The organism is Peribacillus sp. YIM B13482, from assembly GCF_042787975.1.
Classification (GTDB): domain Bacteria; phylum Bacillota; class Bacilli; order Bacillales; family DSM-1321; genus Peribacillus; species Peribacillus simplex_A.
Map to the genome: position 1 here is coordinate 175,640 of NZ_JBHZPF010000001.1, position 14,111 is coordinate 189,750.

The following is a 14,111-nucleotide window of genomic DNA, read 5'->3' on the forward strand; positions in this document are numbered from 1 at the left end:
GCGACTTTCGGAGCCTTTTTTCACATAATGTAAAAAATCATAAAAGAAAAGGATGCACTTTTGGCATCCTCTTATTTTACCCCTCTTGCTGAATGAACTCTTCCAATGCCTCTATTGCTTCCTTTTCATCGCGTCCTTCGACGATTAACTTAACGGACACGCCAGAACTGATGGCAAGGCTCATTAATCCCATGATACTTTTCGCATTCACTTTTTTTCCTTCTTTTTCTAGAAAAACATCCGAATGAAAGCGGTTAGCTTCTTGTACAAAAAGAGCGGCCGGCCGGGCTTGCAAACCTGTTTTCAGTTTTACTTCAACTTGTTTTTCCACCATCTTGATCTCCCCTGTTAGCTTTATTTTTTCGCAGCAATAGCCTCTCCCCCACGGAGCCTGTCAGCTATTTCATCAATCTTGCGTAATCGGTGATTAATCCCTGACTTACTGATGTTTCCTCCTGATACCATTTCTCCAAGTTCCTTTAAGGTTATATCCTGAAATGCTATCCTAAGCTCCGCAATTTCCCGAAGCTTATCCGGTAAAATGCTTAGTCCTACCGTATCCTCAATGTAATGGATATTTTCAACCTGGCGCAATGAGGCACCAATCGTTTTGTTCAAATTGGCTGTTTCACAATTCACAAGTCGATTTACTGAATTACGCATATCACGGACAATCCGTACATCCTCGAATCTTAATAAGGCTGAATGGGCACCGACTATGCTTAAAAACTCAGCGATCTTTTCGGCTTCTTTCAAATAAATGATGTACCCTTTTTTGCGTTCAAGCGTCTTGGCCTTCAAGCCAAACTTATTCATTAGCTCACAAAGGGCATCATTGTGCTCTTTATAAAGTGAGAAAATCTCAAGGTGATAGGAAGACGTTTCCGGATTATTCACCGATCCCCCCGCAAGGAATGCACCTCTTAGGTATGAACGCTTACAGCATTTCTTCCCAACAATAGTGTCGGATATAACATGGAGAATTTCAAAGCCGTCGCCTAAAATTTCCAAATCAGTTAAAACCCGCTGCCCTCCAGATGACATCCTGACAATATAAACATTATTTTTTTTAAGCTTCATCTTTTTACGGACCAAAAGCTCGACCTGGACCTCATAACTTTTTTTCAGCAGCGTATAAATCCTTCTGGCAATCGCAGCATTCTCAGTTTGAATATCCACGACAAGCTTCCGATTAGAAAATGAAAGGGATCCGTTCATCCGGATAAGCGCACACAATTCCGCTTTTCCGCAGCAATCCTTTCCCTCTAATGTAGTAAGCTCCTTTTTCGTTTCTGAAGCAAAAGACATCCATTTCACCCCCAATCGAACGCAGGTAATCTATTTTATCAATCAAAAAACCGTCCCCGCTTATATCTACGGAACAATGTGGCTTTTTGTTTCATTTACAAGCATATTATAAAGCAAATCCGCCACTTTTTTCGTGTCATGGCGTATTACATTCCCTTCATAGCTGAAAATGCGTTCTTGTATGATTTCAAGACCCATCCGTTTTAAACTTTCCACATCATACATGACCGGTTTGGCATATTCAGCTTGATAACGTTGCTGAATCTCAGTCGGTATTTCCTCATTATTAACCAGTATCCTGTCAATATATGCATTTCCCATATGGTCATATATAGCTTTTATATGATCGCTTGCGCTATAATCCAACGTCTCGCCGGCTTGTGTCATTAAATTGCAAATGTACACCTTCTTAGCCTTGGAGCGGCCAACTTCTTCCCCTAGGCCCGGGACAAGTAAGTTAGGCAGAATGCTAGTATATAAGCTTCCTGGACCAATGACAATAAGATCTGCATGCTTAATTTCCTGAAGAGTTTCACTGAGCGGCCTTATATGCTGAGGAGACAGGAATACTTTTTTTATTTTCTTTCCTGAAAAGGGGATCTTGGATTCTCCTGTAACAATCGTTCCGTCATCCATCTCCGCATGGAGAACCACACTTTGGTTGGCAGCCGGAAGCACTTTACCACGGACATTAAGGAATTTACTCATTTCCTGGATAGCATGGACAAAATCTCCGGTCAACGAGGTCATTGCCGCCAGGATCAAATTCCCCAGCGAATGCCCGGATAGCTCATTTTTACTCTGAAAGCGATGTTGAAACATTTGTTCAACAAGAGGCTCTACATCCGATAACGCTGCTAGAACGTTACGAATATCACCTGGCGCGGGGATATCCATGTCCTCGCGAAGGCGACCCGAACTTCCGCCATCATCTGCTACAGTGACGATCGCCGTTATATCCACTGGATGCTTCTTTAAACCCCTTAACAAAACGGGAAGGCCGGTTCCCCCTCCAATGATCACAACCTTAGGTTGTTTCTTATTATCTAACATCTGCTTTCCCCTTACTTTTTTCGATATCACGATGAGATATTTGAACGCTGTAATCCTTTTTGAAGTGGTTTGAAATATACTCCGTCAATGCTACAGAACGATGCTGACCGCCTGTACACCCAATCGCAACTACAAGCTGTGCTTTCCCTTCACGTTTATAATGTGGAAGCATGAAGGCAAGCAGATCGGTCACCTTTTCCAAGAACTTTTGAGTCTCACTCCATTTTAAAACGTAACTCGATACTTCCTGTTCCAATCCAGTCTTTGGCCTCATATGGTCAATATAATATGGATTTGGCAGGAAACGTACATCAAACACAAGGTCGGCATCTATTGGCAGACCATGCTTGAACCCGAAGGACATGACATTGACTGTGAAACCTACACATTTATCCGCAGAAAATTCCGAAGCGATTTTCTCCCTCAATTCGCGCGGTTTCAGTTGTGAAGTATTAAAGATCAGCTGAGCTCTTCCCTTTAGTTCGTCCAATAGTTCCCGTTCCATTTTAATGCCTTCCAATGGCCTGCCTAATGGAGCAAGGGGATGGGTCCTTCTCGTTTCCTTATACCTGCGTACCAAAGAATCATCATCAGCTTCAAGAAAAAGGATTCTTGGTGATACTGCCGCTGATTCCGTTAATTTATCCAGTGCAAGAAATAAGGAATCAAAAAACTCCCTCCCCCTCAAGTCCATGACAAGAGCCACTTTATTCATCTTATTCCCGGAGTCCTTCATTAACTCCAAAAACTTTGGCAATAGCGTGGGCGGCAAATTATCGACGCAAAAAAAGCCCAGGTCTTCAAAACTTTGAACCGCCACTGTCTTACCTGCTCCTGACATTCCGGTTATGATGACCAATTGCGTTTCATTAATCTCCCCTGTACTCATAGTTCTCCGCCCCCATATATAGCAATCTTTTTTATATTGAATATTAACCTGGATCCAATCGATAAGAGAGTAACTTAAACTCAGGCGTATAGGTAAACGTTCCATAAATGATTCCACTTCCATGGACCATATAGTCCAGAATATGAAAATCACCCTCAGCCATTTTCAGCTTTTTAACATCATCAACCGGATGCCAGCTAAGTTCCCCTTCTTCACAAACATCCACATTGACACCATCTGAATCCGTCGCAAAGAAAGTGAACATCATCCACTCTGACAAAACTTTATCCCCGTCCTTCATAATGAAGGTGAAAATACCTTTTATGGAAGGGTTTTTCAAATAAACTCCTGTTTCTTCGCGATATTCTCTAATACAAGCATCACGTACAGATTCCCCAGGCTCCATCTTGCCGCCTGGAGCTACCCACCATCCGCGTCTAGGTTTTTTCAATAAGAGGATTTGATCATCCTTAATCAATACACAGTTTGTGACACGTTGCACGTTCTTCACCTCAATTGGCCTCTGCTCGACTATAGAAACCTTCCCCCTTCTGCTTGAAGAGATTCAGTTTATATCATTAAACCGCCGTTAGATATCCATTTGGCGATTCTCAAATGCTAATAGTTCAAACAAGTTGTATTTTACATCTTATTACCTTTTGACAGATATGTTTAGTATATCTTATCATTATACTATTTTTGAAATGAGCTAACAATAAAGGAAACTTCCTGCATTGGGGGAATATTCATTCGCAAGGAATCACTGAGTAAGTCTTTATCTCCTGCTTAACTCCTATTCTTCTCCACTTTCCCTGCCTAAATTCAAAGAGATGCCTAACTTCACATTCCAATCATTAAAATTTACCTAAAAATCGGCACTAAAGATATAGTCTTAAAGCAGGACACAAAAAAAAAGGACACAGATACTTAATCTGTGTCCTCAAACGTTTATAATTAAAGGGGGTCAACTTTCTACCCATACTATACACAATCATTATTTCACACGTGTTACAACATCGTTAAAACCGAATTACGAAGTGTGAAACTTTTGTGCAATCAAGCCTTTGGTTGCAATTTTTCTTGAAGTTCCTCAACATAATGCTGAGCGGATTGAGCAGCAATGCTTCCATCCCCTGTAGCTGTAACGATTTGGCGCAATGTTTTTTCACGAACGTCACCAGCTGCAAAAATACCCGGGACGTGTGTCTCCATCCGATCATTCGTTTCAACATAGCCTGCAGCATTCAAGATGCCCAAGTTCTCAAATGGTTTAGTTAGAGGAAGCATTCCGATATAAATGAATACACCGTCTGCATCCATCACTGTCTCTTCTCCGTTTACAGTGGAAACTAGAGTGACACCGCCGACTTTACCGCCTTTTTCATTGATTTCCTTCAAAGTATGATTCCAGATGAAGTTAATTTTCTCATTGGCAAATGCACGATCTTGAAGAATCTTTTGAGCACGAAGTTCTTCACGTCTGTGGACGATCGTCACTTTTGAAGCAAAACGGGTCAAGTACACTCCCTCTTCAACAGCAGAGTCTCCGCCGCCGATAACGAACAGTTCCTTTTGCTTGAAAAATGCACCATCACAAACAGCACAATACGATACACCGCGGCCGCCCAATTCCTTTTCGCCAGGAACGCCGATTTTCTTGTATTCGGCACCCGATGAAATAATGATTGAACGTGCTTTAAATTCCTTGGAACCGGCTTTGATCGTTTTATACTCTTCACCGTCAATGATTTCCTTAACGTCCCCATAAGCATATTCCGCACCGAATTTCTTTGCATGGTCAAACATTTTCGTTGAAAGTTCAGGTCCGAGAATTGTGTCAAAACCAGGATAATTTTCAACTTCCTCTGTATTGGCCATTTGCCCGCCAGGTACTCCGCGTTCTAACATCAATGTTGAAAGGTTCGCACGTGATGTATAGACAGCCGCCGTCATCCCTGCAGGACCAGCACCAATAATAACAACGTCATAAATTTTTTCAGACATGTTCTCACTCCTCCATATTCCATTACAATGGAACCTTCACTACGGTTAGTGTTCCCTACCCATTATCCTATATAACAAATAATTTTTCGTCCAAATATATGCTCACCCCAGAAGGGTTTGAACCAATTTTACGTACTTCGATAAGGTGGACACAGATATGAAATGTTTGTCCGCGATTGCCTGTTTGCTTGCCTTCTCATTTTTAAGCTGATTCCACACGTACTCCACCGCAGATGCCCAGCCTGCTGGATTGTTTAGCTTCTGCTCGGATTTCACCGCCTCGATAAAGACGGAAAACCACATTAAATAGAGTCCGGCTTCATCTAATTGTATCGGTTGGAAATGCTGATATAATAACTCAGCTGTGCGATCGGCAAAATCAACCGGTGTTAATTGGCGATCTTTAGCAGGAGCTTGCACAAGATCTGCATAATCACGTTCCAAATCAGTGAAATTCTGATTTAGGTTTAGGACCTGGTTTTTCAGTAGCTTCTGTTTATGGACGGAATGCTTCAGAAGGAAAATGGCAAACAGCCTTTCCTCAATGAATTCGCTTTCCAGCCTTTTTAAAATAGAAGGAAAATGATGTTCAAAACCATCTGAAGTCGCATTCATATCTCCCCATGGCTCCATGCCTTCCTTTTCAGGGTTCATTTCCACGACCTTTTTCCATGCCTTTCTGGCAGCCTGTTCATGACCCAAGTGGAAAGCGGAAATAGTAAGCCAATAATAGAAGGTCCCATCTCCCTCGAATCCCTGCTTTTGCAATACTTTCAGCCATTTATATGCAGATGCGTAATTTCCGATCAATGCGAAGGTCGCTCCAAGCTTGAAACGATGTTCGGATAGCATCGGCCGAATTTTCTCCAGCATCTGTATGAGCTCTTCAACCTTCTCTTCATCCTGTTGATAATGATGAAAAACAACAAGGTTACAAAGCGCATGCAGGTTTCCCGGACTTTTTTCCAGTACCCCATCCAGTGTTTCAAAGGCTTCATTTACTTGGCCGAGATAGAAATAGGCAAGTGCCAGGTTATTATAAGCGGACCAGTAATCCTCGTATTCGGCAATCGTTTCTTTCAGTACTTCGATAGCCTTCGGGAAATTCCCTGACTCCAGATACTCGCGGGCTTTTTCCTGTTTGGTGATGAGCCCATCATGCTTAAAGGGATTTTCTTCTGACTCATCCGACTCAAAAGTTATCAGTTCAAGCAGATCTTCCGCGTCATCGCTGAACTCCCCGTCTTCTTCTTTATCAAGATAAGCACTGGCGTGACGGTATGCCTCCTTGAACATGCCTAAGTGGGCATAATTATTTGCCAGGAAGTAATGACATTCCGACATATAGGGATCCATCACATCCAAGATGTTTTCCAAGAGGTTGTTTGAATAATTATATTCACCGATTTCCGAGCATGTAATTGCCAATTGACAGGCTATCATCGGTTCTGCAGGTTCAAGTTCCAGCGCACGTTCCAGGTATTTTTTTGATTTAGGTAGTTCACGTCTATGATAAGCTTTTAAACCCTTGGTGAAATAATACTCACCTGTTGGGTGAAAAGTTAGAATTTTTGCCTGTTGTCCAAATTTAGAGTCTTTACTCATGTAATCCTCCATCTACAAGTTGATTAACCATAGTATTATAACATATTGGACTAAATTTGCCGAACAATTCAAGAAAATGGAAAATAGAAATTCCCATGCTTTCTTTAAGAAAAAATTTAAGTATCTTCCTAGTCAAATGGGGAGTCAAGATTAGTCGTTAATACAAATAAAGCCCTCCTATTGACGGAGGGCACAGTTAGTAGACAAAAGGGGTTGGAAAATATCTCTTTCATTAATTATGTTCCCGAACAAAGCAACACCTTCAAATCTCAGATATGGTTCCTACCAAAGTTATGTAGAAAAAGTTAATTGGAGAGGAAGGTGCGAGACTCCTGCGGGAAAAGCACCGTCTAGGGGAGACCCTGCAGGCGCAATGGCGCCGAGGGCGGACCACCCGCGGAAAGCGAGTTTCTTGAGCGGAAATCAACGTCCAAATAACAAGCCAAAAAAACTGAAGACAAAGTTGATTTTCATCGAGTTTGTCTTCAGTCTGAGCCCTCCTAATGACGGAGGGATATCACCATTCATTCGGTTTCTTTTGGTTCGTCCTTATCGGAATGTCTAGCCTTCAATACATCAAGCACCGCTTGGAAAGGCAATTCTTGTTCCTGAAGAAGAACGAATAAGTGATAAAGGAGATCGGCACTTTCCATGGAAAGTTCCTCTGCATCGCGGTTTTTGGCAGCAATGATGACTTCCGCGGCTTCTTCACCGACTTTTTTCAGGATTTTATCAACACCTTTTTCGAATAAGTAAGTTGTATATGAACCTTCAGGCATTTCCGATTTTCTTTTTTTAATCAAGGTTTCCAATTCCGCCAAGAAAGTCACATTCGCCTGCATGGCTTGTCCAGCTTCATTGTTTTGGTAAATCGATTCGCTAAAACAGCTTGTTGCCCCTGTATGGCACGCTGGACCTGCAGGAACGACTCGAACCACCAATGCATCTTGATCGCAATCATACTTCATTTCGATGATTTTCTGTATATTACCGCTGGTTGCTCCTTTATGCCACAATTCATTGCGCGAACGGCTGAAGAAAATCGTTTCGCCTTTTTCGATGGACAATTTTAGAGATTCTTCATTCATGTAAGCAAGTGTCAGCACTTCACCGGTTCCGGCATCTTGAATGATTGCCGGTATTAGACCTTTATCGTCGTATTTAATAGTTTCAAGATTCATCGTACAACCACTCCTTGTTGTTTGAGAAACGCTTTGACTTCTTTGACGGATGTTTCTTTATAATGAAAAATCGATGCGGCTAATGCTGCATCCGCTTTACCTTCTTCAAAAGCTTCCTGAAAATGCCCCGCGTTACCTGCCCCACCCGAGGCGATGACCGGCACCGAAACAGCTTCAGATACCGCTTTTGTTAAAGCGATATTAAACCCTTGTTTCTCCCCATCACAATCCATGCTAGTCAATAAAATTTCACCTGCACCGCGGCTGACGGCTTCCTTCGCCCACGCGATCACTTCCCATTCAGTCGGTTTTCGACCGCCGTGGGTGTATACGCGCCATGATCCAAGCTCTTCGTCATATCTGGCGTCTATAGCGACAACGATACATTGTGCCCCAAAATAATCAGAACCCTCATTAATTAAATCAGGACGCAGAATGGCTGCTGTATTTAAGGATACCTTATCTGCGCCAGCGCGTAAGATTTTCTTCATATCCGCTAGAGAATTAATACCGCCTCCCACTGTAAACGGAATTGCCAAGCTTCCAGCTACCGCTTGAACGACGTCGACAATCGTTTCCCTGCCTTCATGTGAAGCGGAAATATCAAGGAAGACAAGCTCATCGGCACCTTCCTGGTCATAAAAGGCTGCAAGCTCGACCGGATCTCCAGCATCCCTAAGGGATACAAATTGTATGCCTTTAACTACGCGCCCATCTTTTACATCGAGACAAGGAATTATTCGTTTTGTGAGCATTTAACCACGCACCTTTTCTAGTGCTTCTTCCACAGTAAAGCGATTCGTATAAAGCGCCTTGCCAATGATTGCCCCTGCAATTCCTTGAGCTTCATATTCTTTGAGGGTGATAAGGTCTTCCAGGGAACTAATGCCCCCCGAAGCAATCACCTTTTTCCCAGTTTCCTCCGCCATCGCCAATATACCTTTCACATTCGGACCTGAAAGCATGCCATCTGTCGCGATATCAGTCACGATAAAGATCTCTGCACCAGCATCGGCCAGTAATTTGCCAAGATCTATTGCAAGGGTTCCAGACGTTTGAAGCCAACCATGAGTGGCTACCCTGCCATCCTTCGCATCGATCCCGATTGCGATATGGCTTCCATATTTCCTAATCATATCTTTAGTGAAATCAGGGTCTGAAACGGCCGTGCTGCCTAGAATGACACGTTCCACTCCATTATCCAGGTAATGGGCTATATCCCGTTCAGTACGGATGCCTCCGCCGATTTGAATGCGGGCCCCTAACTCACTTGCAGCTTTAATTACGTACGAATCATTGATGCGCACTCCCTCTTTAGCTCCGTCAAGGTCGACCATATGTATCCAATCGGCTCCTTGGTCCGCAAAGCTTTTAGCCATATCGAAGGGGGAATCGCCATAAACGGTTTCCTGATTGTAATCTCCCTGGATTAAGCGGACGCATTTGCCTCCGCGCATATCAATCGCCGGGTAAATAGTAAAGTCGCTCATGCTTCTTCCTTCCCTTCTACTAATGACAGATAATTTCTCAAGAGTGACATGCCCATCTTCCCGCTTTTTTCCGGATGAAACTGCATTCCGAATACATTCCCTTTACCGACGATCGCCGGCACTTCCACATCATACGTCGCCGAAGCGGTAACGAATGATTCATCCGTATCGGCGTAATAAGAATGGACGAAATAAACATGTTCCTCTTCCAGCCCCTCATTCACTGGTGATGCGTGTTTAAATTCAAGACGATTCCAGCCCATGTGCGGCACTTTATAAACCTGGTCATTCGCATCCACTCCCTTAAAACGAACCACTTTACCCGGGATGAGCGATAATCCTTTTGCCGGTCCATTTTCCTCACTTTCATCAAAGAGAAGCTGCATACCAAGGCAGATGCCTAATAGGTACCCTCCACCTGCTACATATTCCTTCAGGAATTCATCTAGCTTTTGTTTTTCCAAAAGACCCATGGCATCCCTGAAAGAGCCAACGCCGGGGAGAATGATCCCTTTCGACTTTGAAAGTTCTTCAGGGTCATCGGAAATGAATGAATCGGCACCAAGACGTTCCAGCCCTTTACTTACAGAAAATAAATTCCCCATGCCGTAATCGACGATCCCGATCATTTACAACATCCCTTTCGTTGAAGGGATGCCTTTGACCCGTGGATCGATGGTAGTAGCTTCATCCAATGCCCGTCCTAGCGCTTTGAATATTGCTTCGATCATATGATGTGTGTTGTGACCGTAATGAACGATTACATGCAGGTTCATCCTGGCTTCAAGAGCGAGTTTCCAAAGAAACTCGTGCACCAGTTCAGTATCGAAAGTACCAACCTTTTGTGAAGGAAACTCAGCCCGGAACTCTAGATGCGGACGATTACTTAAATCGATGACAACCTGGGCGAGTGCTTCATCCATAGGTACGAAAGCATTTCCGTAACGTTTTATCCCGCGCTTGTCTCCAAGGGCCTCCACTAACGTTTGACCCAAACAAATGCCAATATCTTCAGTTGTATGGTGATCATCCACGTCTGTATCTCCGTTTGCATCTACAGTCAAATCAAACTTCCCATGTTTCGTGAACAAATCCAGCATATGCGTCATAAACGGAACGCCCGTCTTAATGGAGGAATTACCTTCACCATCCACACCAAACTTCAAACTGATTTCCGTTTCATTCGTCTTTCGCTCCACACTAGCAAAACGTTCCATTACAAGTCCTCCTATCGGGGTAAGACCCCTTTTCCCAAGATGTCAAAAGCATATCAAAAGTCTTTATTTCAGTTTTTTTATTTATTTCGTAAGGATTCAGGCACTATTCCCCGGATTTTTTCACACCCCGTGATTCAATGGCACGGGCGTGGGCCTCAAGTCCTTCCATGCGGGCAAATGCAGCAATTTTTTCTGCATTTTTGCGGAAGGCCGTTTCACTATACTTGATGATGCTCGATTTCTTTTGGAAATCATCCACATTCAGCGGGCTGGAAAAACGGGCGGTTCCATTAGTAGGCAACACATGATTGGGACCTGCAAAGTAATCCCCTACAGGCTCCGGACTAAAGCGGCCAATGAAGATTGCCCCGGCATGCCGGATTTTAGCCATAACTTCAAGTGCATCATCGGTCACAATTTCCAAATGTTCAGGTGCAAGTTCATTTATGGCATCAATAGCTTCTGCCATATTCCCGCATACAACAATTCTTCCATAGTCCCTTATGGCTGCTGCAGCAATATCATGGCGCGGTAGTAACGCTACCTGCTTGGTCACTTCTGCGGCCACTTCTTCTGCAAGAGACGTGGACGTCGTCACCAAAACACTGCAAGCACGGGGATCGTGCTCTGCCTGTGATAGCAAGTCAGCCGCAACTTCTGCGGCGATGGCGGATTCGTCCGCCAATACCGCTATTTCACTTGGTCCTGCAATCATATCAATGGCGACATCTCCGAATACTTCCCGCTTCGCTAGCGCCACATAAATATTTCCCGGACCCACTATTTTATCCACTTTTTTTATTGTTTCCGTCCCATAAGCGAGAGCCGCTATTGCCTGAGCCCCGCCAACTTTATAGATTTCCGTAACTCCGGCAATTTTGGCAGCTGCCAACACCGCCGGCGATAATTTCCCATCTTTCCCTGGAGGAGATACCATAACGATCCGTTCCACCCCCGCTGCTTTAGCTGGCATCGTATTCATCAGTACAGACGAAGGATACGCCGCTGTGCCTCCAGGTACATAAACACCCACAGCATCAAGAGGTGTTAATTTTTGTCCTAGCATCGTTCCCGTATCATCAGTCATAAACCATGAATTTCGAATTTGTTTCTCGTGAAACAATTGAATATTATTTGCCGCTTCTTGAATAATATCAAGCTGCTCCGGAGTCATGGCCGCTGCCGCTTCTTCCATTTCCTGTTCCGATACAAGTAATTCCCCTAGACTGACACCATCGAAACGTTCGGTATAGCTATTTAAAGCGGCGTTTCCGCTTCTCCTGACTTCATAAATAATATCCTGAACCGCTTTTCTTTGATCGGCAGTACCTGCATCAACGGAACGTTTCAGTGAAATCCCTTCCGCAAACCGTTCTATTTTCATATGTTCACCTCATTTACTATTCAATAATTCCTGCTAGCCGATCGACAATTTCAGTAATCCTTGCTTCTTTAATTCGATAGCTGACAGGGTTTGCCACCAGCCTAGAAGTCACATCGGCAATTTTTGCATATTCTACGAGACCGTTTTCCTTCAATGTCCGTCCCGTTGAAACGATATCCACGATTCGTTCAGCTAAACCAATTAACGGTGCTAACTCAATAGACCCATTCAACTTAATAATCTCAACTTGCTCTCCCTGCTCGCGAAAGTAGCTGGAGGCAACATTCGGATATTTACTGGCTATTTTGGGGGCGATGTCACTTATTTTCGTACCAGGCAGACCAGCCACGGCTAAGTAGCAGGCACTGATTTTCAAATCAAGTAACTCATATACATCACGTTCTTCCTCCAACATGACATCCTTCCCTGCAATTCCAATGTCAGCAACGCCGTGTTCCACATAGGTTACGACATCCATCGGTTTAGCTAAAATGAAACGGAGATTCTCCTCTTCCACTTCAAGGATCAATTTCCGGGAATCATCAAACTCAGGAGGGAGACGAAAACCGGCCCTTCTTAATAGCTCTGCCGCTTCTTCAAATATTCTCCCTTTTGGCATCGCAATCGTTAAAAAGCTACTTTTCATCTTTTCCATTCCCTCCATTCCCTACAAATAAATGCACTTCAGAAAATGTTCTTGTAAAAGCATCGACATTTTGAACCACTGTAATATCTTGAATCGTTACCAATTTTCCTTCGGATCGTTTTGTTCTTGCAAATTCAATTGCTTCCAATCTCCGTTCGGGACTGAATAAAATACATTCCGGTGCGACAGGCTGCATCGGCTCCCCAAGAGCTTCGGCAAGGCGATCCACCCGGATTGCAAAACCTGTGGCAGGAGCATTCCAGCCGAACTTTCCAAGCAGATTATCATACCGGCCGCCATTGCCGATTGGCGAACCCACATGTCCCGCATACACTTCAAATAAAGTTCCCGTGTAATAACTCATATGACTGACCAATGTTAAGTCGAAGCTAACATATTGATCGACGCCAAATTCTTTCAACTGCTCAGACAATTCCTTCAGTTCAGCCAAAGAATCTTGCCCTTTATTATTTTCAACCAACCCAAGCGCCATTGTAAGCGTGCCTTCACTGCCTCTTAAGGAGGTAAATTCGATAAGCCGCTGTTTATCAATGGATGAAAGCGGCAGCGATTTTACATGCTCCCGAAAACCAACATAATTCTTTTCATATAAAAACTTCCTTAATATAGAAGCTCTTTCCTCCGTACCTAGAATGCTTAAGAAAAATTCTTGTAAAAATCCGATATGTCCAATGGAAATCTTAAATTCCTGAAGACCGGCAGCCTTTAGAACATCCGCAAGCAGGGCAATCATTTCAGCATCTGCACTTATGGACTTATTTCCGATACACTCAATACCAATCTGTTCGAATTCTGCCGGCCGGCCTCCTTCACGCTGCTGTGCCCGATATACATTCGCAGAATAGGCCAGGCGAAGCGGAATTTGCTGTTTTAATAATTTGGATGCTGCGACTCGTGCAATGGGGGCTGTCATCTCGGGACGAAGTACGAGCGTATGTCCCTGAGAATCAAGAAGTTTAAACAATTGTTGATCTAAAATTGCCGAAGCCTCACCAATTGTTTCATAATATTCCAAAGCAGGCGTTTCAATAAATTGATAACCCCACTTCTTGATTTCATCACTCATTTTATTTCTGGCCGATACTTTCGTTTCATACAGCACCGGCAATGTATCTCTCATGCCTAATGGTTTCTCAAACATAAATGGCTTCGTCACGACTGCACTTCCTTATGAAATATTGATTGCTATATATATCCAATCAGTCCGCCTATAGGCAAAAACCAATGTCATTGCCATAATTCCTTTTTGTTTATCTTTCCAAGATTGCGGGCTTAAATCCAAATTTCAGATAACATATAAAAATATTATCAAA

Annotated in this window: 15 protein-coding genes; all 15 read right to left on the reverse strand. The window is 43.4% G+C overall.

The window, feature by feature from the left end:
* Positions 1-76 precede the first annotated feature (76 nt).
* Positions 77-334, reverse strand: coding sequence for an HPr family phosphocarrier protein (locus ACFX4L_RS00885; protein ID WP_061465555.1), 258 nt, complete (start codon positions 332-334; stop codon positions 77-79).
* A gap of 20 nt (positions 335-354) precedes the next feature.
* Positions 355-1,308: a DNA-binding protein WhiA gene (gene whiA / locus ACFX4L_RS00890; RefSeq protein WP_377403587.1), complete on the reverse strand. Its 954-nt coding sequence runs from the start codon at positions 1,306-1,308 to the stop codon at positions 355-357.
* Between the two features lie 66 nt (positions 1,309-1,374).
* The gene (locus ACFX4L_RS00895) at positions 1,375-2,361 is read right to left on the reverse strand and encodes a gluconeogenesis factor YvcK family protein (RefSeq protein ID WP_061465557.1); all 987 of its coding nucleotides are present in this window, start codon (positions 2,359-2,361) and stop codon (positions 1,375-1,377) included.
* Complete coding sequence (gene rapZ / locus ACFX4L_RS00900; RefSeq protein ID WP_061465558.1) at positions 2,351-3,250, reverse strand: RNase adapter RapZ; 900 nt, start codon at positions 3,248-3,250, stop codon at positions 2,351-2,353. The genes ACFX4L_RS00895 and rapZ overlap by 11 nt, the downstream gene beginning before the upstream one ends.
* A gap of 43 nt (positions 3,251-3,293) precedes the next feature.
* On the reverse strand, positions 3,294-3,752 hold the full coding sequence (locus tag ACFX4L_RS00905) for an NUDIX hydrolase (protein WP_061465559.1): 459 nt from the start codon (positions 3,750-3,752) through the stop codon (positions 3,294-3,296).
* A 554-nt stretch (positions 3,753-4,306) separates the two neighbouring features.
* Positions 4,307-5,254 (reverse strand): thioredoxin-disulfide reductase, encoded by a 948-nt coding sequence (gene trxB / locus ACFX4L_RS00910; protein ID WP_061465560.1) that lies wholly within the window; start codon positions 5,252-5,254, stop codon positions 4,307-4,309.
* Between the two features lie 102 nt (positions 5,255-5,356).
* A complete protein-coding gene (locus ACFX4L_RS00915) occupies positions 5,357-6,859 on the reverse strand; it encodes a tetratricopeptide repeat protein (protein ID WP_377403590.1) in 1,503 nt (500 codons plus the stop codon).
* A gap of 524 nt (positions 6,860-7,383) precedes the next feature.
* Entirely contained in the window at positions 7,384-8,040 is a 657-nt protein-coding gene (gene hisIE / locus ACFX4L_RS00920; protein WP_284469275.1) for a bifunctional phosphoribosyl-AMP cyclohydrolase/phosphoribosyl-ATP diphosphatase HisIE, read from the reverse strand.
* Positions 8,037-8,795, reverse strand: a complete 759-nt coding sequence (gene hisF / locus ACFX4L_RS00925) for an imidazole glycerol phosphate synthase subunit HisF (protein WP_061465563.1) — start codon at positions 8,793-8,795, stop codon at positions 8,037-8,039. The genes hisIE and hisF overlap by 4 nt, the downstream gene beginning before the upstream one ends.
* On the reverse strand, positions 8,796-9,530 hold the full coding sequence (gene hisA, locus ACFX4L_RS00930; protein ID WP_377403593.1) for a 1-(5-phosphoribosyl)-5-[(5-phosphoribosylamino)methylideneamino]imidazole-4-carboxamide isomerase: 735 nt from the start codon (positions 9,528-9,530) through the stop codon (positions 8,796-8,798).
* Entirely contained in the window at positions 9,527-10,159 is a 633-nt protein-coding gene (hisH, locus tag ACFX4L_RS00935; RefSeq protein ID WP_089361945.1) for an imidazole glycerol phosphate synthase subunit HisH, read from the reverse strand. The genes hisA and hisH overlap by 4 nt, the downstream gene beginning before the upstream one ends.
* On the reverse strand, positions 10,160-10,747 hold the full coding sequence (gene hisB, locus ACFX4L_RS00940; protein ID WP_089361946.1) for an imidazoleglycerol-phosphate dehydratase HisB: 588 nt from the start codon (positions 10,745-10,747) through the stop codon (positions 10,160-10,162). It lies immediately after the preceding gene.
* 103 nt (positions 10,748-10,850) lie between these two features.
* Positions 10,851-12,131 (reverse strand): histidinol dehydrogenase, encoded by a 1,281-nt coding sequence (hisD, locus tag ACFX4L_RS00945; protein WP_284469272.1) that lies wholly within the window; start codon positions 12,129-12,131, stop codon positions 10,851-10,853.
* Positions 12,132-12,147: 16 nt separating this feature from the next.
* The gene (gene hisG / locus ACFX4L_RS00950; protein WP_061466290.1) at positions 12,148-12,777 is read right to left on the reverse strand and encodes an ATP phosphoribosyltransferase; all 630 of its coding nucleotides are present in this window, start codon (positions 12,775-12,777) and stop codon (positions 12,148-12,150) included.
* A complete protein-coding gene (locus ACFX4L_RS00955; protein ID WP_377403597.1) occupies positions 12,767-13,954 on the reverse strand; it encodes an ATP phosphoribosyltransferase regulatory subunit in 1,188 nt (395 codons plus the stop codon). The genes hisG and ACFX4L_RS00955 overlap by 11 nt, the downstream gene beginning before the upstream one ends.
* Positions 13,955-14,111 lie beyond the last annotated feature (157 nt).